Source organism: Mesorhizobium sp. B2-3-4, assembly GCF_006442315.1.
Classification (GTDB): Bacteria; Pseudomonadota; Alphaproteobacteria; order Rhizobiales; family Rhizobiaceae; genus Mesorhizobium.
Window position 1 is genome coordinate 143851 of the sequence record NZ_VFVY01000008.1, and the last position, 21843, is coordinate 165693.

Genomic DNA, 21843 nt, shown 5'->3' on the forward strand with positions numbered 1-21843 from the left:
CTCCCGAGCGCCTGGCTTGCCGATTACTGTGCTTGCAGCAACTCGTTCGCGGCCTTCACCACCTCGTCGGTTTCGGTCGCCGTGCGCCGGGTGATCGTCGGTCTCGGGCCGCCGGGCTCAAGCCCCCAACCGAAGTTGCGCACGTTCCACTGGTCGTTGGGCAGCACCGCTTCGGCCACGCCTTCGATCCTGGTGGCCGGAGACTTGCTCCTCAGCAACCGGGTCTCGGTGTGGCAACTGACACAATCGGTGTTGAAGAAATGGCTTTTCGTCGGGTCGGCGATGATACCGGTCAGGTCTATAGTGTCCTGCTCGGTCGCCGGCGCTTTGAGCAGCTTCGCCGTGGAAACGCCCTTGCGATCGTTTGGCAGCCGAAAGCAGGTTGTCATGGTGTCGTTCAAATTGTCGGAGACGGGGGCGGGGACCACCTTGTCTCCGAAGAAACGAACCAATTCGGCTGTTGCTTTGCCATCAAGAGCCGGACTCGGAACCGCGATCAGATGCCCGAAATTGGCTATCTTTGGGTTGGACTGGATTTGCATGGCGACGAAAATCCACGGCTCGGGGGCGGATTTCGGCAATCCCATGGCTGCCATCGAGCCGAGTTGTCTTGCCGAAAGGTTCTTCCCCAGGATTGCCACGAGACGATCGCGGAACGGCTTTCTCGCCTTGGCGTCGGCTAGCGCGGGATGCACATCAAGGGGCCCCTGCGTGGAGATCGGCGTGGTGCCAAAGCTGCCTTTGGCCAGATCGTCGCGCATGGACACGAAGTCGGCCAGTGCCGATCGAAAATGCGGCAGGTCCGGATCGACCTTGGGCAGCATCTGAACTGCGCAGGTTTCCTGTGTTTTCGCTAATCCTCCGATAAAACTGAAGATCATATGAGCGGCGCGGTCGTGGATCTTGATCTTGCCGCCCTGTACTGTCACCGGCTGCAGGATCAGGCGGATCTGCGGGATCTGACCGAACGCCGCCATGACGTTTTTCGACAGGCCCGGCGCGCCGACATCGACACGGATGCCGGCGACGAACCAGTTCTTGATGTCGGCGACGCCATCCGGGAGGCCGATCTGTGCCGATGCTCCGCCCGGGACGTCGACCTTGCTGGCATCGCTGGCCGCGATGCCAAGAAACTGCTGGAAGAGCGGGTCGGGTACCAATGGGGCGCCGGTGGCATCGGTCAGATCCGCGACGGAAATGAAATTCGCCAGATCAGCCGCGTCTTTCGGTGCCGGGAACAGGATCGACACGTCGAGGGGATGGAGCGCCCCCGGCGCGTCGGCGACCTCTGCCGGCGAGGTGAAGCTCAGTATCGCAGTAAATGCCATCGCACCGGCCGACAGGACTGTTCTTCGACAGGCTGTTAAATACCCCCACATATTCCCCCCCTTGTTATGACGAAGCTATGATGAAAGCGTTTGCTGCTCCGTTGCCCAAAGCGTTGTCTGGATTGAATTTTCGAGCGTCGATCAACCCTCCGTGACGCTCCCTTTCAACAGAGGGCCGTCAAGAATCGACGTGTCGTCTGGCAATTAACGATTAAAGCTATTGAATTATATTCATAGCTGCGATGCGTGACTGATGTCAATTACCGCGCACTTTGTTTGACAAAACAGTAGAGTTTTCTTTTTTGGCAATCGCGACCCTTGCTTCACTTCGAATGATGACAGGAAGTGTGGGTTTCGCCGCCACTTCGGCCTCCGGCCAAGTTTCGTCGCTCGGACGCGATGCTGGATGGGGGCGGCTGCAAGCCTGGCGCAGCCGAGCGCACCGGCGCGACAAGGCGTTCCGCCATTGATACCGGGCGGCAACGTCATTCTCGAATAGACGTCCGTGCCGGGGCGAGGCCGAGGGCGCCGGCAGGGGACGCTTGCAGCCTTATGCCTTCGCGGCCACCGGGCTGGTCATCCAGTCCGAGAAGACCTTTGCTCTCGAACCGCCCTGGCTCGTCGGCAGCGCTCGCCAGAGCTCGACGCCGGCTCAAGATATTGAAAAAGCATGGTGATCCCGACAGGAATCGAACCTGTGACCTACAGATTAGGAATCTGCCGCTCTATCCTACTGAGCTACGGGACCACGCGGCCCGACACATAGCCGCTTCGGACCGTTTCGCCAAGAGGCCGGCCGAACGCAATTCGGCCGGCTGTGCCGGTTGGAGATGTCAGGCGGCGAGCGCCGTCTCGGCCAGCTTCACCCAATAGCTCATGCCGTGCGGGATGGCTTCGTCGTTGAAGTCATAGGCAGGGTTGTGGAGGCCGGCGGTCTCGCCATTGCCGATGAAGATGAACGCGCCGGGGCGGGCTTCCAGCATGTAGGAGAAGTCCTCGCCGCCCATCACCGGCTGGATGGCGCGATGCACCTGGGCATCGCCGGCCACGTCGGCGGCGACATCGCTGGCGAACACCGTCTCGTCCGCATGGTTGAACGTCACCGGATAGTTTGCGTCATAGTCGACTTCGATCGTCGCGCCATAGGCGGTGGCCAGTCCCGCGCAGATGGCGCGGATGCGCTCTTCCGACTTCTTGGCCACGTCCTTCTTCAGCGTGCGCACGGTGCCGGCGATCTCGGCCGATTCGGGAATGATGTTGTAGGCGTCACCGGCGTGGAACTTGGTCACCGATACGACCACGGCCTCGACCGGATCGGTGCTGCGCGAGGCGATCGTCTGTAGCGCGCCGACCAGCTGGCTGGTGATGACGATCGGGTCGATCGTGCCATGCGGCATGGCCGCATGGCCGCCCCGGCCTTTCACGGTGATGGTGAACTCGGCCGTCGCGGCCATGATCGGGCCCGGGCGGATGGCGAACTGGCCGACCGGCAGGCCCGGCATGTTGTGCATGCCGAACACTTTCGAAATGTCGAAGCGCTCCATCATGCCGTCCTTGACCATCTCGTTGCCGCCGCCGCCGCCTTCTTCCGCCGGCTGGAAGATCACCGCCACGGAGCCGGCGAAATTACGTGTCTCGGCGAGATATTTCGCAGCACCCAGCAGCATCGCCGTGTGGCCGTCATGGCCGCAGGCATGCATTTTGCCCGGTACGGTCGACGCGTAGGGCTTGCCGGTGATCTCCTTGAGGGGCAGCGCATCCATGTCGGCGCGCAGACCGATCGTGGGACCTTCGCCCTGACGGCCGCGGATGATGCCGACGACGCCCGTCTTGCCGAGGCCGGTCACCACATCGTCGCAGCCGAACTCCTTCAGTTTCTCGGTGACGAAGGCCGCCGTCTTGAAGACGTCGAAGTTCAGCTCTGGCGTCTGGTGCAGATGCCGTCGCCAGCCGGCGACTTCGTCCTGCATTTCGGCGGCGCGGTTCAGGATTGGCATGATGGGTCCATTTCGTTGTTGGTGCAGCCGGCTTCAGCCCGATGTTTTGGAATTGTGATTGTCGGGCGCTTTGCCATGTTGGCGTCACATAGGGTAAATAGCACCGCAATAATGCGGTCCGGTTTTTGAGGGTCGGATCCTTATGCTGGCGGTCACGTAACGAAATCTTACGGAGCCAGGGGCAATCACGGCAAGAGGCGATTTCGGATTCGATCATGCGGCACAGGCATTTCCTCAAATTATTCTCGGCTGGCGCAATCATGCTGTCGGTCCTGGCCGGGTCGGCGCTGGCCAATCCGGTGGTGGTCTTCGACCTGAAGAGCGGCCAGATCCTGCAGCATCAGGATGCGTTCAAGCGCTGGTATCCGGCTTCTCTGAGCAAGCTGATGACCGCCTATGTGACCTTCCGGGCGATCGCGGCCGGGGAAGTCCAGCTCGATTCGCCGATCAAGGTGACCAAGCACTCCGCCGGCGAACCGCCAAGCAAGATGGGCTTCAAGCCAGGCTCGGTGATGCGGCTCGACAATGCGCTGAAGATGATGCTGGTCAAGTCGGCCAACGACATCGCCATGGCGGTCGGCGAGAATGTCGGCGGCTCGCAGGCCGCCTTCGCCGAAAGGATGAACGCCGAAGCGGCCCGACTCGGCATGAACGGTACCCATTTCGTCAATCCGAACGGGCTTTTCTCGCCCGACCAGTACACGACGGCGCGCGACCTTTCGATCCTGGTGATGGCGATCCGCCGCGAGTTTCCGCAATATGCGCCGTGGTTCTCGATCGAAGGGCTTGCTGTCGGCAAGAAAGCCATCCCGAACTACAACCTCCTGATCGGCCGCTATCCCGGCGCCGACGGCATGAAGACCGGTTTTGTCTGCCCCTCCGGCTTCAATATGATCGGTTCGGCAACACGCAACGGGCGTACGCTGGTGGCGGTCGTGCTTGGCGAGAAGTCGGCGGTCAGCCGTGCCGAGGCTGCGGCGAAACTGCTCGATGAGGGCTTTGACGCGCCCGCGGCCGCCAGCCCGGCGACCATCACCACGCTGGCGCCCTATGGCGATCTGGTCTCGCCCAACGACATGCATGACGAGGTCTGCAAGAAGAAGACGCCGGAGGAGCAGTCGGAGGCACCGCCCGCGGCCGCCGCCAAGGACGCGCCGAAATCGCCCTACCAGGAGAAGCTCGACCATGTGCCGACGCTGGTTGCCGTCGGCCTGGGCGGCGCCACCGGCCCAGCGCCAAAGGCGATCCTCGACCAGGGCGGGCAGGAATATGCCGATGTGCCGATCCCGAGCTGGCGGCCCGACAAGCCGGTGCCGGCCGGCACCGGCCCGAAAGCCGTTGGCAACGCCGCGCAGGGCGACCAGCCGGCCAAGGCCGTGAACTGAGCCAATGGCGGACTTTCCGATCCCCGTATCGGTGCTGACCGGCTTCCTCGGGGCCGGCAAGACGACATTGCTCAACCGGCTGCTCAAGGATCCGGCGCTGGCCGATACGGCGGTCATCATCAACGAGTATGGCGAGGTGGCGATCGACCACCTGCTGGTCGAGCAGGCCTCGGACGGTATCATCCAGCTTTCCGATGGCTGTCTCTGCTGCACGGTGCGCGGCGAACTGGTCGATACGCTGGCAGACCTGGTCGACCGGCTGCAGACGGGCCGTATCGCCCGGCTCGCCCGCGTGATCGTCGAGACCACGGGGCTGGCCGACCCGGCGCCGGTGCTGCAGTCCGTCATGGCGCATCCGGCGCTGGTCCAGGCTTTTCGGCTCGACGGCGTCATCACCCTGGTCGATGCGGTCAACGGCAATGCCACGCTCGACGCCCATGTCGAGGCCGTCAAGCAGGTGGCGGTGGCCGATCGCATCGTTCTTTCGAAAGCCGATCTGGTCGAGCATCCCGGCGACCTCGAGACGCTGCGGGCGCGGCTGCGGCAGATCAATCCCGGGGCTCAGCTGCTCGATGTCGGGGAGACGAAAGCAGGGGTGGCGGCGCTGTTCGACTGCGGTCTCTACAATCCGGCGACCAAATCCGCCGACGTGCGGCGTTGGCTCGGCGAGGAAGCGGCGCACGATCACGACCATCACCATGGCGATCATGACCATACAGACCATGATCATGGCCACAGGCACGACCGGCGCGTACGCTCCTATTCGCTGGTCCATGAAGGACCGGTGCCGTTTTCGGCCATAGAGATGTTCCTTGATTTGCTGCGCTCGACACATGGCGAGCAACTGCTGCGCATGAAAGGCGTCATCGAACTCAGGGAAGACCCGTCGCGGCCGCTGGTGATCCATGGCGTGCAGAAGATCCTGCATCCGCCGGCGCGCCTGCCGGCGTGGCCGGATAGCCAGCGCGGCACGCGGCTGGTGCTGATCACGCTCGACATGCCGGAAGACTATGTGCGCCGGCTGTTCGCCGCCTTCACCAACCGGCCATCGATCGACACGCCCGACCGCGCGGCGCTGGAAAACAATCCGCTGGCGATCGCCGGGCTGTAGGCTTAGTCGATTATTGGCCGCCGCGCTCGACCAGAAAGCGATGGCCACCTGAAACCGATGCTGTTTCAATCAGCTGGTGGCCGGCATCCGAGCAGAAGGCGGGAATGTCGATGACGGCCAGAGGGTCGGTGGTTTCCAGCCAGAGCCGGCTGCCGGGCGCCATCCCGGCCAGCCGCTTCTTCGCCTTCAGAACCGGCAAGGGGCAGTTCAGCCCCTTCAGATCGTAGACGGTGTCGCTGGCCACGGCGATCAGCCGCCGAACATGCCGAGCAGCTTGTTCTTCAGCTTCGTCACCCGGCTCTCGTCGGCGTTCGCGGCCTGCGTTTCGGCGGGCTGGGCTTCCGCGGGAACGGCAATGGTCGCGGTGGCAACTGGAGCTTCCTTGGCGGCCTTGGCCGCTATCTTGGCCTGCTTGGCCGCTTCCTTTTCAGCAAGGGCCTGCGCCTTGGCGGCTTCCTTGGCTTGCTTGGCCGCCTCAATGGCAGCCAGCCTCTGTTCCTCGGCCTTCTTCTTGGCCGCGTTTTCGGCGTCGAGTGCCGCCATCTTGCGGCCCGCGGGCGAATCGATGCGGCCCATGCGCGCCGTTTCGGTCACCGAGCCATCGGAATTGAGCGAAGGGGGGTCGATCGGCACGCGCTCGCCACGCGCCCGGCGCTTGGACCAGTCGGAGACGATGCTGGCTTCCTTGATGCCGGCAATCGTCGGCTTGGGCGGCGGTACGCTGGCCTTCAGCGCGCTGGTGAAGGCCGCGTCATAGGTGCTCTGATAGGCGTTGTAGGCGCTTTTCAGCGAATCCGGCTGCGTCGTCGCCGGGCAGGGGCCGGTCGGATCGAATGTCTGGCCGTCGGCGGCGACCTGGTTGAAGACGTAGCGCTTTTCGCAGACATCGACCTTCGGCGGCACCTTGGTGACCTCGAAATTGTCGTAGCCGACCTTCAGCATCTTCCAGAACTCATAGTTCGGGTCGTTGCGGTAGCGCGCCATGTTGGCGGCGGTCATGCGGAAGGGGAAGGCCTGGATCTGGAATTCGGTCTGGCCGCCCTGGAAGGCGTCGCGGCCGAACGCATAGATCTGCTCGATCTGCGCATCGGTCATCGAATAGCAGCCCGACGACGAGCAGGCGCCATGCACCATCAGGTTCTGGCCGGTACGGCCATTGGCGCGGTCATAGGCGTTGGGGAAGCCGATGTTGAAGGACAGATGATAGTTCGAGCGCGGGTTCATCTGCGATGGCCGCACCGTATAGAAGCCTTCCGGCGCCTGGCGGTCGCCTTCGGTGTATTTCGGTCCGAGCTTGCCCGACCATTTGCAGATGTCGTAGCTCGCCACCATGTCGTAGCGGCCGTTGGTCTTGGCCTTCCAGATTTCGAGCTTGCCTTCTTCCTTGAAGATGCGCGCCATCACCGAGGAGGTGCGGATCATGCCCTTGGCCTTCATGTCGGCCAGAATCTTGTCGGGCAGCGGCTTGTTGGCTTCCGGCGCGAAATCCTTCATGGACGAATCATTGCAGCCGGCGATGGCTATCGAGGCGGCGATGACTCCTGTGCGGGCGAGCTTGGCGAACATGAATACGGCTATGTCTTTCCTTCGAGCCCATGGCTTGAAAACAGCCGGACCCGCATGCTGAACACCCACGGACCGTAAGCCCGTTAACCTTGAAAATTCCTTACCGCAAGCCCTGGCCAGCCCGTCGCGGCCATTTCATTGACCCGAATGGGGCGGCATTTTTGTGGCGAAATTGCTCATTGCCGCCACATTGGCGCGAACAGGCGGCTCGGGAAGGTGCCGCCGCACCGCCATGGGCTCAGAGGCTGCGGCCCATCGCCAGGTATTTCTCGCGGCGCTGTTCGCGGAAATCGGTGTTGGCGCCGGCGAATTCCTTCATCGTCTTGGCGATGAGGTCGCCGGTCGCGGCAATCACCGTTTCGGGCGCGCGCTGGGCGCCGCCCATCGGCTCGGGGATGATGGCGTCGATGATCTTCAGTTCCAGCAAATCCTGAGCGGTGATCTTCATGTTGGTCGCCGCGTCCTTGGAGCGCGTCGTGTCGCGCCACAGGATGGAGGCGGCGCCCTCGGGCGAAATCACCGAATAGATGGCGTGCTCGAGCATGTAGACGCGATTGGCGGTGGCGATGGCGATGGCGCCACCCGAACCGCCTTCACCAATGACCACCGAGATCGATGGCACCTTGAGCGCCAGGCAGGCCGACGTCGAACGGGCGATGGCTTCGGCCTGGCCGCGCTCCTCGGCGCCGACGCCGGGATAGGCGCCCGCCGTGTCGACCAGGGTCAGAAGCGGGATCTTGAAACGGTCGGCAAGCTCCATCAGCCGCACCGCCTTTCGGTAGCCTTCGGGGCGCACCGAACCGAAATTGTGTTTCAGCCGGCTTGCCGTGTCGGAACCTTTTTCCTGGCCCAGGATCGCCACCGGCTCACCGCGGAAACGGGCAAAGCCGCCGACGATCGCCTGGTCCTCGCCGAAATTGCGGTCGCCGGCGAGCGGCGTGAAATCGCTGAACAGGCCCTTGATGTAGTCGACGCAATGCGGCCGGTCGGAATGGCGCGCCACCTGCACCTTCTGCCACGGCGTCAGCGCCTTGTAGAGCTCGCGCAGCGCATCGCGCGAACGCTTCTCCAGCCTGGTGATCTCGTCGGCGACATCGACCGCCTCGCCGTTCTCGGCAAGCTTCTTGAGCTCGAGGATCTTGAGCTCAAGATCCTGCACCGGCTTTTCGAAATCGAGGTAATTGTACATGCTTGAGCGGACCGATGCGTCGGAAGGCAAGGACTGCGGAACCCTTGAAACCAAGGCTCCGGGCGGTGAAATGTCGTCCTCACATAGCGATATGAGGCCTAGTCGGCAAGCGGATGATGATCGTTGACCAGCCGCACCAGCCGCTCTTCCAGCACATGCGTGTAAATCTGTGTCGTCGATATGTCGGCATGGCCGAGCAGTTGCTGCACGGCCCTGAGATCGGCTCCGTTCTGCAGGAGATGGCTGGCAAAAGCGTGGCGCAGCACGTGCGGCGAGATCTTGGCCGAGGCGATGCCGGCGCGCGCAGCCAATCCCTTCAGGTCGCGGGCAAAGACCTGGCGCGAGAGGTAGCCGCTGTCGGATGCCGCAGGAAACAGGAACGGGCTGTCGGCCAAGGCCGGAGCCGCGGCGCGGGCGGCCAGCCAGGCGCGCATGGCCGTGCGCGCCTTGGCCGAAAGCGGCACCATGCGCTCCTTGTCGCCCTTGCCGCGCACCATGAAGAAACGGTCGTCGCGCTGGGCCACCGTCACAGGCAGCCCAACCAGTTCTGAAACGCGCAGTCCCGTGGCATAGAGCACCTCGACCAGCGCGTGCAGGCGCAAGGCCGCCAGCCCGTCGGCGTGGCCGAGGCCGGCATCGCCGGCTTCCCGCGCCGCGCGGTCGATCAGCCGGCCGGTGTCGGCCTCGCTCATCGTCTTGGGCAGCGGACGTCCCTTTTTCGGACTGTCCAGCGTGCCGGTCGGATCGTCGCCGCGCAGGCCCTCGGCATAGAGGAACTTGAAGAACTGACGAATCGCCGACAGTTTGCGCGCCTGCGAGGTCGGCGCGAAGCCGCGAGCGGCGATGTCGTCGAGATAGGCCCTGATATCGGCGGCGGTCGCACCGGCGAGCCCGCCATCGATCCCGCTCGAAGCGTCTTCGAGGTCGCGGCGATAGGAGGACAGCGTGTTGTCGGCCGCGCCCCGCTCGGCGCTCATCATTTCCAGGAAGGCCTCGATGCGGGCGGCGCTGTTCATCAAAGCTTCGCTTCCGGGGTCAGTTCTTTTTGGGGTTCAGCTTTTCCTGGGGGATGCGCACGCTCATCTCGGCTTTCTTCGGCTCGACGAACATCACCAGCGCGAACATCGTACCATAGGCAATGCCGGCCAGAATCGCTGCTATCACGACAAAGCGAAACAGTGTCGGCATCAATTCTCGCTCGTCTTCTTGTTCTGCGTTTCCAAACCCTGTGCCCTTATGGGACGCCAATCCGGCCAATTCAAGGAAGAAGCAGGCCCCTGTTAGCAACTTCTGATGCAAGCGCCCTTCCGCTCATATCGGACCCAGCGCGCTCGCCACGCTTGACGCAAACCAGCTTTTCATGTCGATACGCCGGCAAAGAGGGCCCAATAACAGCTGATGAACGCGCTACAGGCAAATCCTCCAGGCGAGACCCATGCCGCGCTGCTTGGCCAGCTGGGCGGCAGGTCCATCGTCTTTGTCGGCCTGATGGGCGCCGGCAAGACCGCGATCGGCCGCAAGGTGTCGGCGATGCTTTCGCTGCCCTTCGTGGACAGCGACCAGGAGATCGAAAGCGTTTCGCGCATGACGGTCCCGGAACTGTTCGAGCGCTATGGCGAAAGCGAGTTCAGGGCTCTCGAGCAGCGCGTCATCCTGCGCGTTCTGGAAAACGGCCCGCAGGTGCTGTCGACAGGTGGCGGCGCCTTCATGAACGCGCAGACGCGCGAGGCCGTCGCCGCCCATGGCATCTCGGTCTGGCTGAAGGCGGAACTCGACCTTCTGATGGACCGCGTTTCGAAAAAGCAGAACCGGCCACTGCTCAAAAGCGCCGATCCCCGCGCCGTTCTGGAACGGCTGATGGGCGAGCGCTATCCGGTCTATGCAACGGCTGACGTCACCGTGCCGACCCGCGACGAGCGCAAGGAAGTCATTGCGGCCGAAGTGCTGTCAGCGCTCTGCCGGCATTTCGGCATTGACGAGATCGCGGCGGCCGGCGAGGTCGAATCGTGAGCGCGGATCAGCCTGTCACCGTCGAAGTCGGCCTCGGCGACCGGGCCTACGACATATTGATCGGCCCGGGCCTGCTGGCGCGCGCCGGCGCGGATATTTCACGCCGGCTGCCCGGCACGCGGGCCGCCGTCGTCACCGACGAGAATGTCGCCGCAGCGCATCTCGATACGCTGCGGGCCGGGCTTGAGAGGGGCAGCATCCAGCCTGCGATCATCACCATGCCGCCGGGCGAGAAGACCAAGAGCTTTGCCCATCTCGAAGAGGTGGTCGACGGCGTGCTGGCGGCGAAGCTGGAGCGCGGCGATGTCGTCATCGCCTTCGGCGGCGGCGTCATCGGCGACCTGACCGGCTTTGCCGCAGGCATCGTGCGGCGCGGCATGAACTTCGTGCAGATCCCGACCTCGCTTCTGGCGCAGGTCGATTCTTCGGTCGGCGGCAAGACCGGCATCAACAGCCCGCGCGGCAAGAATCTCGTCGGCGTCTTTCATCAACCCAAATTGGTCCTGGCCGACACCGGGGTACTCGACACGCTGCCTATCCGCGAGTTCCGCGCCGGCTATGCCGAGCTTGCCAAATACGGGCTGATTGACCGGCCCGATTTCTTTGCCTGGCTCGAAGCGAACTGGGAAAAGGTGTTCTCCGGCGGCGAGGAGCGGGCTGAGGCGATTGCCGAGGCCTGCCGGGCCAAGGCCGATGTCGTCGCCCGCGACGAGTTCGAGACCGGCGACCGAGCGCTGCTCAACCTTGGCCATACGTTCGGCCATGCGCTGGAGGCCGCCACGCAGTATGACGGCGCCCGGCTCGTCCATGGCGAAGGGGTGGCGATCGGCATGGCGCTGGCGCACCGGTTCTCGTCACGGCTCAACCTCGCCAGTCCCGACGACGCTGCGCGGGTCGAGGCGCATCTGCGCGACGTCGGCCTGCCGTGGCGAATGGCCGACATTCCGGGCGACCTTCCCGACGCCGATGCGCTGCTTGGCTTCATCACGCAGGACAAGAAAGTGTCGCGCGGCGCGCTGACCTTCATCCTGACACGCGGCATCGGCCAGTCCTTCATCGCCAAGGACGTGCCGGCGTCGGAAGTGCTGTCGTTCCTCAAGGATAATCATCCAGCCAGCCGGAAAGCCGGCTGACATGACCAACGAACTGGGCTGGATCGTCGTCGCTGTCCTCGCCGCGCTGATCCTGCTGGCCATCGTGTTGCGCACACGATTGCTCGGCCTATTCGGCTATGAGCTGTCGCGCATCGAGCCGCAGCGCTCCAGCCAGGACGAGCTGCGCGGCGCGGTCGACGATTTCCGCCGCGACGGTCAGGTGGTGCGCGAGGACCGCGACCGCATCGGCGGCCTGTTCGACCTCGAGGAGCTCGAAGTCTCCGACGTGATGGTCCACCGCACCAATATGCGCTCGGTCAACGCCGACAACGCGCCCGAAGCAGTGGTGCGCGAGATCCTGCAGAGCCCGCACACCCGCATGCCGCTCTGGAAAGGCTCGCTCGACAACATCGTCGGGGTGCTGCATGCCAAGGATCTGCTGCGCGCGCTGAACGAGGTCGGCAACGATTTCTCGCAAATCGACGTGATGAAGGTCGCCTCGAAACCCTGGTTCGTGCCCGACACCACCACCTTGCAGGAACAGCTCAACGCCTTCCTGCGCCGCAAGGCGCATTTCGCCATCGTCGTCGACGAATATGGCGAGGTCGAAGGGCTGGTGACGCTGGAGGACATTATCGAGGAGATCGTCGGCGAGATTGCCGACGAGCACGATGTCGACATCCAGGGCGTCAAGCAGGAGGCCGATGGCTCCGTCGTCGTCGACGGCACGGTGCCGATCCGCGACCTCAACCGGGCGCTCGACTGGAACCTGCCCGACGAGGAGGCGACCACGATCGCCGGCCTCGTCATCCATGAAGCCCAATCGATTCCCGAGGAAAAGCAGGCCTTTACGTTCCACGGCAAGCGCTTCGTCGTCATGAAACGCGACAAGAACCGGATTGCCAGGGTCAGGATCAGGCCGGCCGGCGGCAGTTAGAGCCGGCGCCTTACCAATCCTTCACTGGAACTGTCGCTGGCCCGGATGCATTCTTGGCCAATGACGATCGATCGGCGAACTTTGCTCCTGGCTTCGATGGCCGCCCTGTTGCCCGCTGGCACGCTGGCGGCGCGCGACAAGCCGTCGCCCGCCACCTTCGACTATGGACCGGCCAAGCTCGACATCTACGCGCCCGATGGCGCAAGAGACCTGCCTGTCGTCTTCTTCGTCCATGGCGGCGCCTGGCGGCTCGGCAAACGCAGCCAGGTGGGGGCCAAGCCAACCTTCCTGCTTGCCAACGGCTTCTGCTTCGTCTCCATCGACTACCGTATGCTGCCGCAGGCGGATGTCGCCACCCAGGCGGACGACGTCGAAAAGGCCTATGCCTATGTCAGGGCCAACATCGTCCAACATGGCGGCGACCCCAACCGCATCGTCGGCATGGGCCATTCGGCCGGCTGCCACCTGATTGCCCTGACCGGCATGCGTGGCGGGTTGCCTGGCGTTGCCGGACTGCTGCTCGACGACACCAGGGCCTATGACCTCGCGGCGCTCGCCAGGAATGGCGGCATGGTGCGGGCCTATGCGCGGGTTTTTTCGGATCCTTCGCAATGGGCGGCGCTTTCGCCAGCCAGTTATGTGGACGGCGGCAAGCATCCGCCAACCTTCATCGCCTATTCCCGCGCCGACGGTCGCGGGGAGCAGTCGACGGCCTTTGCCCAGCGCCTGCGCGCCACAGGCACCGAAGTGACGTTGTTCGACGGCAGCGCCTATACGCATATGTCCATCAACCGCAATTTCGGCGAGGACGGCGATGCGCTGACCGCCGCGGCGCTGACGTTTCTGAAGTCGACCATGGGTTGACCCCGCCGACCTCCGTCCATCCACGGCTGGATCATGCCAAAAGCGGCGGCGGGATATTGCCGTGAGGACATCGGCAGGTGCAATTGCTCTTCATCAACGGAGAAAATTTGCATGAATGGCGCCGATGTCCTGTGTGACGTGCTGCTGGCCAATGACGTCAAGGTCTGCTTCGCCAATCCCGGCACTTCGGAGATGCATTTCGTTGCAGCGCTCGACCGCAAACCGGAGATGCGTTGCGTGCTCGGCCTGTTCGAGGGCGTGGTGACGGGGGCGGCCGACGGTTATGCGCGCATGACCGACCATCCCGCTGCGACATTGCTGCATACCGGGCCGGGTCTCGCCAATGGTCTCGCCAACATGCACAACGCCCGGCGGGCCAGAAGCCCGATGATCAACATCGTCGGCGATCACGCGTCTTATCACCTGCCGCTCGACGCGCCGCTGACCAGCGACATCGAGGGCCTGGCTGCGCCGATGTCTAGCTTCGTGCGCCGGATCGAAGGAGCGGCCGACGTGCAGCCGGCGACGGAGGCGGCGTTTCGCGCCTCGCTGACGCCGCCCGGCGTCACCACGCTGATCCTGCCGGCAGACGCGGCCTGGGGCGACGCCACGCCGGTCTCGCCCGGCAAGGTCGTGCTTTCGCCTCTCTCTATCGACAGGGATGCCGTGCGCGCGGTGGCCGCCGCGATCCGTGCCGCGCCCGGCCGTGTCGGCATGATCGTTCGCGAGAAGGCCGCGCGCGCCGACGCGCTGGAGATTGCCGGCCAGATTTCGACGGCCTGCGATGTCAGGCTGTTCAGCGAGGTGCTGATCGCACGCATGCAGCGAGGGCGCGGGCGGGTCGCGCCGACGCGCATCCCCTATCCGGTCGACGCGGCGACGGCGATGCTCAGGGATATCGATGTGCTGGTGCTGGTTGGCGGAAAGGAGCCGGTCGCCTTCTTTGCCTATCCGGGAAAGCCGGGACGGCTTGTGCGTGACGACTGCCAGGTGCTGACGCTCGCCGCCCATGGGCAGGATCTGTATGCGGCGCTGGACGCGCTTCGCGATGAGCTTGGCATCATGCCGTCGCAACGGACGGTGTTTGCGAGCGCTTTTCCCGACGAACCAACGCCGAGCGGCCGGCTGACGGAAGAAGCAATTGCCTTGTCCGTCGCGAGAAAACTGCCGGCCGACGCGATCGTCTGCGACGAGGCCGTCACTTCGGCGCGGCGATTCTTCGCGCTGTCGGCCTTTGCCGCGCCACACGACTACATGATGGGTACCGGCGGATCGATCGGCGGCGGCATCCCGCTGGCGACGGGTGCTGCGATCGCCTGTCCCGGCCGCAAGGTGATCAATCTGGAGGCCGACGGCAGCGGCATGTACACGGTACAGGGCCTGTGGACGCAGGCGCGGGAAAATCTCGACGTGGTGACGATCGTCTTTTCCAACCGCACCTACGCGATCCTGCATGGCGAAATGCGCAATGTCGGGGTCAACGCGATCGGCGAGAACGCCAGGCGCATGCTCGATCTCGACAATCCGGCGCTGGACTGGGTGGCGCTGGCCAAGGGAATGGGCGTGGAAGCGGCCCGCGCCGACACATGCGAGCGGTTCGATGCCTTGCTCGATGCTGCCTTGTCTCGCCCGGGCCCGTTCCTGATCGAGGCGGTGATCTGAGCGCTGGCTTTTACCAGCGCGTCTGTTCGCCCGGTGCCGCCGGTTCGATCGCGAGAGCATGCACGCCGGCCTTCAATTCGTCGGCCAGCAATTCGTTGACGGCGCGATGGCGCTCGATGCGGCTCATGCCGGCAAAATTCGGCGAGACGATGCGGACGCGGAAATGCGTCTCCCCGGTGCCGTCGAATTCGGCGTGATGGTCTGACTCCACGTGATGATGGCCGGCGTGGAGGTGGCTTTCGTTGATGATGACCAGCCGGTCCGGCGAGAATGCCCTGTTGAGCTTGTCTTCCATGGTCGTCTGTATGGACATCGCCATCTCCCTTCACCACATATGCCAGACGCGTGAGCTGTGAAAGCCGGAAATCGGTTTCACAAGGGGCTCTCACCGCGCAACAAAATCCACCAGTCGCCCGCTTTATGCCGCGATTCAGCGGTTAGGGCGATGATCGTGAAAATGTCAATTCTTGTTTCGCATCTGCGAACGCCCCATAAATGGGTGAGATGAAGCCGTATCCCAAATATTTCGAGAAGATTCGCATCCGCCCGAAGAAGGATGTGGAGGTGGAGGCGCACGCGCCGATCTGCCAGTGGGATGGCTGCAAGGAGGCGGGCACCCATCGCGCGCCGGTCGGGCGCATGAAGGAGGGCGAGTATTTCCGCTTCTGCTTCGACCATGTGCGCGAGTACAACAAGGGCTTCAACTACTTCTCCGGCGTGCCGGACACCGAGGTCGCGCGCTTCCAGAAGGAAGCGATGACCGGCCACCGGCCGACCTGGAAGATGGGCGTCAATGGCGCCTCGACGCGTTCCTCGCCCGATATGGCGCAGATGCGCTCCGGCCGTGCCGGCTACTACAACCGCATGCGCGACCCGTTTGACCTGTTCAAGGGACCGAAGGACCCGCGCGAGACGCGCGAGCGCAAGGCCAAGCCGCTTGAGGCCAAGGCGCTGGAAACGCTTGGCCTTGATACAAAGGCGACTGGCAAGGATATCAAGGCGCGCTATAAGGAACTGGTGAAGCGTCACCATCCGGATGCGAATGGCGGCGACAGAGGTTCGGAAGACCGGTTCCGCGATGTGCTTCAGGCCTATCGCGTGCTCAAACAGGCGGGCCTGTGCTGAGCGACCCTACGGTTTGTGTCGTTTTCCAACTTTCATAAGGTTGGAAAAGGCTTTAAGACCGCCCCCGAACAAAATCGATTGCCGGCGAAACGCGACGTTTCGCTTGTGGAGACGTTGAGAGATATGAACAAGGTCGATCGCGACATCGCCAACCTGCCCGACACGACGGTGTCGGTGAAGGAGAAATTCGGTTTCGAGTCCAAGATGGTGGTGCCGGCCTATTCGGTGACATCGGAGCATGTGCCGGATGTCGATCCCGACTATCTGTTCGACAAGGCGACGACCTTGGCGATCCTCGCGGGCTTTGCCTACAACCGCCGCGTCATGGTGTCAGGCTATCACGGCACGGGCAAGTCGACCCATATCGAACAGGTCGCCGCCCGCCTCAACTGGCCCTGCGTGCGCGTCAATCTCGACAGCCATGTCAGCCGTATCGACCTCGTCGGCAAGGACGCCATCGTGGTCAAGGATGGAATGCAGGTCACCGAATTCCGCGACGGCATCCTGCCCTGGGCCTACCAGCACAATGTCGCGCTGTGCTTCGACGAGTATGACGCCGGCCGTCCGGACGTGATGTTCGTCATCCAGCGCGTGCTGGAATCGTCCGGCCGGCTGACGCTGCTCGACCAGAGCCGGGTCATCCGCCCGCATCCGGCATTCCGGCTGTTCTCGACCGCCAACACGGTTGGCCTCGGCGACACCACCGGCCTCTATCACGGCACCCAGCAGATCAACCAGGCGCAGATGGACCGCTGGTCGATCGTCACCACGCTGAACTATCTGCCGCACGACAATGAAGTGAATATCGTGCTGGCCAAGGCCAAGCATTATCGCGACGCCAAGGGCAAGGATATCGTCAACAAGATGGTGCGCGTCGCCGACATGACGCGTTCGGCCTTCATCAATGGCGATTTGTCGACGGTGATGAGCCCGCGTACCGTCATCACCTGGGCCGAAAACGCCGAGATCTTCGGCGATGTCGGCATGGCGTTCCGGCTGACCTTCCTCAACAAGTGCGACGAGCTGGAGCGTTCGGTGGTTGCCGAATTCTACCAGCGCGCCTTCGGCCAGGATCTGCCGGAAAGTGCCGCCAACGTGGTGCTGGGCTAAGCAGAGCCTCGATGGCGGGTCCGGGCGACAACACGCGCAACAAGTCGAAGACGGGGTCTGAAGCCGACAGCTTCAAGCGCGCCGTCACCGTCTGCATGCGCGCCATTGCCGGCGACAAGGACATGGAAGTCGGCTTCGCCAAGGACAGGCCGGCGCTGGCGGGAAGCCGCGCGCGGCTGCCTGAGCTGCCCAAGAAGGCTTCCAAGACCGACATCGCGATCACCCGCGGGCTCGGCGATTCCATGGCGCTGAAGCGCGCCTGCCATGACGTGCGCATCCACAGCAAGCTGGCGCCGGAAGGCAAGGCCGCCCGTGCCATCTACGACGCGGTCGAACAGGCCCGCGTCGAGGCGATCGGCAGCCGCGCCATGCAGGGCGTCGCCGACAATATCGGCTCGATGCTTGAGGACAAATACGCCAAGGCCAACCTCGTCGACGTCAAGGACAAGGCCGATGCGCCCATCGAAGAGGCGCTGGCGCTCATGGTGCGCGAAAAGCTGACCGGCCGGCCGGTGCCGAAGAGCGGCGAGCGGCTGGTCGAGCTCTGGCGGCCGTGGGTCGAGGAGAAGGCCAAGGCCGATCTCGACGGCCTGTCGGAGAAGCTCGAGGACCAGCAGGCCTTCGCCCGTGTCGTGCGCGAGATGCTCGCCTCCATGGAAATGGCCGAGGAACTCGGCGACGACCAGGAGACCGAGGACTCCGAGGACAATGACGACAACCAGCCGCAGGGCGAGGAACAGAGCGAGGAAGGCGGCGAAGACGATTCCGGCTCCGAGCAGTCGCAGTCCGAAGATGCCGAGGCCTCCGCCGACGACGAGCAGTCGGCCGAGACGGAAGCCTCCGACGCCACCGCCGACGATCTGTCCGATGACGACGACGCCGATGCCGAGACGCCCGGCGAGGCACGCCGCAACGACAACCCCTTCACCAATCTGCCGAAGGAAATCGACTACAAGGTCTACACCACGGCGTTCGACGAGACGGTTGGCGCCGAGGAGCTTTGCGAAGAGGAAGAGCTCGACCGGCTGCGTGCTTTCCTCGACAAGCAGCTCGCCAACCTCTCCGGCGTCGTCGGCCGCCTGGCCAACCGCTTGCAGCGCCGGCTGATGGCGCAGCAGAACCGGTCCTGGGATTTCGACCTCGAAGAGGGCTATCTCGATCCGGCGCGGCTGGTGCGCGTGGTCATCGATCCGATGCAGCCGCTCTCGTTCAAGCAGGAGCGCGACACCAAGTTCCGCGATACGGTGGTGACGCTGGTGCTCGACAATTCCGGCTCGATGCGCGGCCGGCCGATCACGGTCGCCGCCACCTGCGCCGACATATTGGCGCGCACGCTGGAGCGTTGCGGCGTCTCGGTCGAGATTCTCGGCTTCACCACACGGGCCTGGAAGGGCGGGCAGGCGCGCGAGAAGTGGCTGAAGGACGGCAAGCCGCCGAACCCCGGCCGCCTCAACGATCTGCGCCATATCATCTACAAGTCCGCCGACCATCCGTGGCGCCGCGCCCGGCGCAATCTCGGCCTGATGATGCGCGAAGGCCTGCTCAAGGAAAACATCGACGGCGAGGCGCTGCTTTGGGCGCACAACCGGCTGATCGCCCGCCCCGAACAGCGCAAGATCCTGATGATGATCTCGGACGGTGCGCCGGTCGACGATTCGACGCTGTCGGTGAATCCGGGCAACTATCTCGAGCGCCACCTGCGCGCCGTCATCGAGCTGATCGAGACGCGCTCGCCGGTCGAGCTTCTCGCCATCGGCATCGGCCACGACGTCACCCGCTATTATCGGCGTGCCGTCACCATCGTCGATGCGGAGGAACTGGCCGGTGCCATGACCGAGCAACTGGCATCGCTGTTTGCCGAGGAAAGCGCCAGGGATACGCGGCGCGGCGGCATGCGGCGCGCCGGATGATCTTTTCGGGCGGCGCGTTTCGGCAGGTACTTCGCGCCGCCATCGTCCTGCTCGCCGGCATGACCCCGGCATTGGCCGGCTCGGCTGCAGTCGAACCTGTCGCCGTCTCCGCCCGTCCGATCACAGACTTCCATATTGGCCATGCCGACAAGCAGTTCGGCTCGCTGGAATTTGTCGGCGGGCTGGAGATGACCTCGCCATCGCGTGATTTCGGGGCGCTGTCGGCCTTCCGATTTCTGAAAGCCGGCAGCGATTTCATCGGCGTGGCCGACACCGGCTACTGGTTCTTCGGTACGGTGGACCGCGATGCGGAGAGGAGGCCTGTCGGCATCCGGAATTTCCGCATGCAGCAGATGGTCGACCGGAACGGCCAGCCGATCGACGAAAAATGGGAAGTCGATGCCGAGGGCCTGGCGGTCAAGGACGGCATCGCCACGGTGGGTTTCGAGCGCAATCACCGCGTCGCCCAGTTCAGGATCGATCCCCAGGACATGAAAGGGCCGCTGCGGCAGCTGGATTTCCTGGTGCCGGCGCGCGAGCTGCGGCAGAATCGCGGCTTCGAGACAGTCACCCATGCCAATGCCAACGGCCAGCATCAAGGCGGCCTTGTGGTGGTCTCGGAGAAGAGCCTCGACAGATCAGGCAATATCTACGCCGCCATCATCGAAGGGCCGCACAAGGGCGTCTTCACGGTGAAGCGCAACGACGATTTCGACATCACCGATGGCGCTTTCCTGCCGAATGGCGACCTTCTTCTTTTGGAACGCAGTTTCACCATGGCGGGCGGCCTCAAGATGCGGCTGCGGCGCATCTATGGAGAGAGCGTCGAGAAAGGCGCCGTCGCCGATGGGCCGGTGTTGCTGCAAGCCGATATGGGCTACCAGATCGACAATATGGAAGGCCTCGACGTCTGGACCAGGGATGACGGCGCGCTGATGGTGTCGTTGATCTCCGACGACAACCACTCGATCCTGCAGCGCAATCTCTACCTCGAATTCATCCTGCACCAGGATTGAGCGGTGCTCCGACCGCGAAGCTTAAGTTGAGGTCTTCAACGACGGGGTCGACTGTTCGTCGATAGAGTTACGTCGTCTTCGGTCGGGAGCCGTTGGTAGCGAGCCAGATGACATGGCGCGCGCCACGCTTGCCGTTGGCGCGGGTGTGGACTTCATCGACGGCGAAGCCGGCCTGTTTCAGCCGCCTGACAAATCCGGCATCCGGCCCCTGCGACCATACGGCCAGGACACCGCCCGGCTTCAGGGCGGCGCGTGCGGCGGAGAGGCCGGCCAGGCTGTAGAGCGCGTCATTGCCCTTGTGCACGATGCCTTCGGGGCCGTTGTCGACATCGAGCAGGATCGCGTCCCAGGCCGAGGGCTCGGACCGTATCATTTGCCCGACATCGGTCTCCCGGATTGTGAGGCGGGGATCATCGAGGCAGCCGCCAAACGCCTCGGCCATCGGGCCGCGCGCCCAGGCGACCACGGCCGGCACCAGTTCGGCGACAGTGATCTCGGCATTGCCGCCCAATTCGGCCAAGGCGGCACGCAGCGTAAAGCCCATCCCAAGCCCGCCGATCAGGATCCTTGGCTGCAGATGGCCGGCAACCCTCTGGCAGGAGAGCTTCGCCAGCGCCTCCTCGGAGCCGCTGAGGCGGCTGTTCATCAGTTCGTTGGTGCCGAGCATGATCGAGAATTCGGAACCGCGCCGTTTGAGCCGTAGTTCCTGCCCGCCATCAGGCGTTTTCGCGGAATCCAGCTGGATCCAGGGAATCACGGTTCAGGCCGCGGCAACCGCCGGCTGGCTCCAGCGGGCGGCGAGCAGCCGGTAGGGAATGAGTGCGACCACGGCGATGATCAGCTTCACGGAGAGATCGCCGAGCGCCCAGGAGATCCAACGCATGGCGTCGATATGGAAGACACCCATCAGCGGCGCCGTCTCCAGGGCGAAACCGTCACTGGGACCGACGAAGGCAAAGGCGGCGGAAAAGGCGACGCCGAAGAACACAAGCGTATCGAACACCGAGCCGACCAGCGTGCCGATGATCGGTGCGCGCCACCAGCTCTGCCGGCGCAGCCGGTTGAACACGGTGACGTCGAGGAGCTGCGCGGTCAGAAAAGCGGCGCCGGAAGCGGCCGCGATGCGCACCAGGCGGTCGGCCGACGTCTCGAATTCGATGAAGCCATGGCGGAACAGGAAGGGCGGAATGAGGATGGAGCAGACCACCGCCGTCATGAAGCCGACAAAGACGATCCGGCGCGCCACGGCGGGCCCGTAGCGGCGGTTGGCAAGGTCGGTGACCAGGAAAGAGAACGGATAGGTGAACGCGCCCCAGGTGAGCAGGTCGGCCAGCGACAGGCCGCCGATCTGGCCCTGCATGGGAAACTGCACGAGGATGTTGGATGCCACGACGACAAGCGCCATGGCGGCCACAAAGGGCATGTATCGCGAAAAGGCAGTCATTTTTTTATCCTGGGTAATGGAACCAGCGGAGCATCATGCCGAGGCAGCGCTCGCTTGATACAAGGGCATCGGATCAGTGAACCTTGCGGGTCCTA

The 21843-nt window shown here is 63.9% G+C and carries 22 protein-coding genes and 1 tRNA gene; 12 read left to right on the top strand and 11 right to left on the bottom strand.

The features are described from left to right. Positions 1-23: 23 nt before the first annotated feature. Complete coding sequence (locus FJ967_RS14500; RefSeq protein WP_210243577.1) at positions 24-1328, bottom strand: hypothetical protein; 1305 nt, start codon at positions 1326-1328, stop codon at positions 24-26. 542 nt (positions 1329-1870) lie between these two features. Here FJ967_RS14500 and FJ967_RS33970 point away from each other — a divergent pair. Then, positions 1871-2005, top strand: a complete 135-nt coding sequence (locus tag FJ967_RS33970; RefSeq protein ID WP_281405680.1) for a hypothetical protein — start codon at positions 1871-1873, stop codon at positions 2003-2005. On the opposite strand, the gene FJ967_RS14505 is transcribed toward FJ967_RS33970, so the two are convergent. Next, positions 2000-2076 (bottom strand) — tRNA-Arg (locus FJ967_RS14505). The genes FJ967_RS33970 and FJ967_RS14505 overlap by 6 nt on opposite strands. A gap of 85 nt (positions 2077-2161) precedes the next feature. After that, a complete protein-coding gene (locus FJ967_RS14510; protein ID WP_140732505.1) occupies positions 2162-3325 on the bottom strand; it encodes a M20 aminoacylase family protein in 1164 nt (387 codons plus the stop codon). 215 nt (positions 3326-3540) lie between these two features. Between FJ967_RS14510 and FJ967_RS14515 the strand changes: the two genes are divergently transcribed. Continuing rightward, complete coding sequence (locus FJ967_RS14515) at positions 3541-4710, top strand: D-alanyl-D-alanine carboxypeptidase family protein (RefSeq protein WP_140732506.1); 1170 nt, start codon at positions 3541-3543, stop codon at positions 4708-4710. A 4-nt stretch (positions 4711-4714) separates the two neighbouring features. Then, complete coding sequence (locus FJ967_RS14520; protein ID WP_140732507.1) at positions 4715-5821, top strand: GTP-binding protein; 1107 nt, start codon at positions 4715-4717, stop codon at positions 5819-5821. A 10-nt stretch (positions 5822-5831) separates the two neighbouring features. Here the strand turns inward: FJ967_RS14520 and FJ967_RS14525 are convergent, their stop codons facing one another. From FJ967_RS14525 to FJ967_RS14545, 5 genes are all read right to left on the bottom strand, one after another. Next, positions 5832-6065 carry a sulfurtransferase TusA family protein gene (locus FJ967_RS14525; RefSeq protein WP_181175859.1) on the bottom strand — a complete coding sequence of 78 codons (234 nt, stop codon included), beginning with the start codon at positions 6063-6065 and terminating at the stop codon, positions 5832-5834. 5 nt (positions 6066-6070) lie between these two features. Then, complete coding sequence (locus FJ967_RS14530; RefSeq protein ID WP_140732509.1) at positions 6071-7387, bottom strand: murein L,D-transpeptidase family protein; 1317 nt, start codon at positions 7385-7387, stop codon at positions 6071-6073. 238 nt (positions 7388-7625) lie between these two features. Further along, positions 7626-8576 (bottom strand): acetyl-CoA carboxylase carboxyltransferase subunit alpha, encoded by a 951-nt coding sequence (locus FJ967_RS14535; protein WP_127280199.1) that lies wholly within the window; start codon positions 8574-8576, stop codon positions 7626-7628. Positions 8577-8674: 98 nt separating this feature from the next. Further along, the gene (locus tag FJ967_RS14540) at positions 8675-9592 is read right to left on the bottom strand and encodes a site-specific tyrosine recombinase XerD (RefSeq protein WP_140732510.1); all 918 of its coding nucleotides are present in this window, start codon (positions 9590-9592) and stop codon (positions 8675-8677) included. Positions 9593-9611: 19 nt separating this feature from the next. Beyond that, positions 9612-9764 (bottom strand): histidine kinase, encoded by a 153-nt coding sequence (locus tag FJ967_RS14545; RefSeq protein ID WP_140708362.1) that lies wholly within the window; start codon positions 9762-9764, stop codon positions 9612-9614. A 210-nt stretch (positions 9765-9974) separates the two neighbouring features. Between FJ967_RS14545 and FJ967_RS14550 the strand changes: the two genes are divergently transcribed. The 5 genes from FJ967_RS14550 to FJ967_RS14570 all read left to right on the top strand — a co-directional run bounded on the left by FJ967_RS14550 (position 9975) and on the right by FJ967_RS14570 (position 15143). Further along, the gene (locus FJ967_RS14550; RefSeq protein ID WP_140732511.1) at positions 9975-10586 is read left to right on the top strand and encodes a shikimate kinase; all 612 of its coding nucleotides are present in this window, start codon (positions 9975-9977) and stop codon (positions 10584-10586) included. Next, positions 10583-11719 carry a 3-dehydroquinate synthase gene (gene aroB, locus FJ967_RS14555; RefSeq protein WP_140732512.1) on the top strand — a complete coding sequence of 379 codons (1137 nt, stop codon included), beginning with the start codon at positions 10583-10585 and terminating at the stop codon, positions 11717-11719. The genes FJ967_RS14550 and aroB overlap by 4 nt, the downstream gene beginning before the upstream one ends. A gap of 1 nt (position 11720) precedes the next feature. Further along, positions 11721-12617 carry an HlyC/CorC family transporter gene (locus FJ967_RS14560; protein ID WP_140732513.1) on the top strand — a complete coding sequence of 299 codons (897 nt, stop codon included), beginning with the start codon at positions 11721-11723 and terminating at the stop codon, positions 12615-12617. Between the two features lie 60 nt (positions 12618-12677). Next, positions 12678-13481 carry an alpha/beta hydrolase gene (locus FJ967_RS14565; protein ID WP_140732514.1) on the top strand — a complete coding sequence of 268 codons (804 nt, stop codon included), beginning with the start codon at positions 12678-12680 and terminating at the stop codon, positions 13479-13481. Between the two features lie 111 nt (positions 13482-13592). Beyond that, positions 13593-15143 carry an acetolactate synthase large subunit gene (locus FJ967_RS14570; RefSeq protein ID WP_140732515.1) on the top strand — a complete coding sequence of 517 codons (1551 nt, stop codon included), beginning with the start codon at positions 13593-13595 and terminating at the stop codon, positions 15141-15143. Between the two features lie 10 nt (positions 15144-15153). On the opposite strand, the gene FJ967_RS14575 is transcribed toward FJ967_RS14570, so the two are convergent. Further along, the gene (locus FJ967_RS14575; RefSeq protein WP_140732516.1) at positions 15154-15456 is read right to left on the bottom strand and encodes a BolA family protein; all 303 of its coding nucleotides are present in this window, start codon (positions 15454-15456) and stop codon (positions 15154-15156) included. A gap of 182 nt (positions 15457-15638) precedes the next feature. Here FJ967_RS14575 and FJ967_RS14580 point away from each other — a divergent pair, with 182 nt between their 5' ends. The 4 genes from FJ967_RS14580 (at position 15639) to FJ967_RS14595 (ending at position 20304) form a co-directional block, all read left to right on the top strand. After that, positions 15639-16268 carry a J domain-containing protein gene (locus FJ967_RS14580; protein ID WP_140732517.1) on the top strand — a complete coding sequence of 210 codons (630 nt, stop codon included), beginning with the start codon at positions 15639-15641 and terminating at the stop codon, positions 16266-16268. A 123-nt stretch (positions 16269-16391) separates the two neighbouring features. Next, complete coding sequence (gene cobS, locus FJ967_RS14585) at positions 16392-17378, top strand: cobaltochelatase subunit CobS (protein ID WP_140732518.1); 987 nt, start codon at positions 16392-16394, stop codon at positions 17376-17378. A gap of 11 nt (positions 17379-17389) precedes the next feature. Then, complete coding sequence (cobT, locus tag FJ967_RS14590; RefSeq protein WP_140732519.1) at positions 17390-19288, top strand: cobaltochelatase subunit CobT; 1899 nt, start codon at positions 17390-17392, stop codon at positions 19286-19288. Beyond that, complete coding sequence (locus FJ967_RS14595) at positions 19285-20304, top strand: esterase-like activity of phytase family protein (protein ID WP_140732520.1); 1020 nt, start codon at positions 19285-19287, stop codon at positions 20302-20304. Before cobT ends, FJ967_RS14595 begins: the two co-directional genes overlap by 4 nt. 67 nt (positions 20305-20371) lie before the next feature. On the opposite strand, the gene FJ967_RS14600 is transcribed toward FJ967_RS14595, so the two are convergent. Beyond that, positions 20372-21061 carry a hypothetical protein gene (locus tag FJ967_RS14600; protein WP_140732521.1) on the bottom strand — a complete coding sequence of 230 codons (690 nt, stop codon included), beginning with the start codon at positions 21059-21061 and terminating at the stop codon, positions 20372-20374. 3 nt (positions 21062-21064) lie between these two features. Further along, on the bottom strand, positions 21065-21748 hold the full coding sequence (locus FJ967_RS14605) for a queuosine precursor transporter (RefSeq protein ID WP_140732522.1): 684 nt from the start codon (positions 21746-21748) through the stop codon (positions 21065-21067). Positions 21749-21843 lie beyond the last annotated feature (95 nt).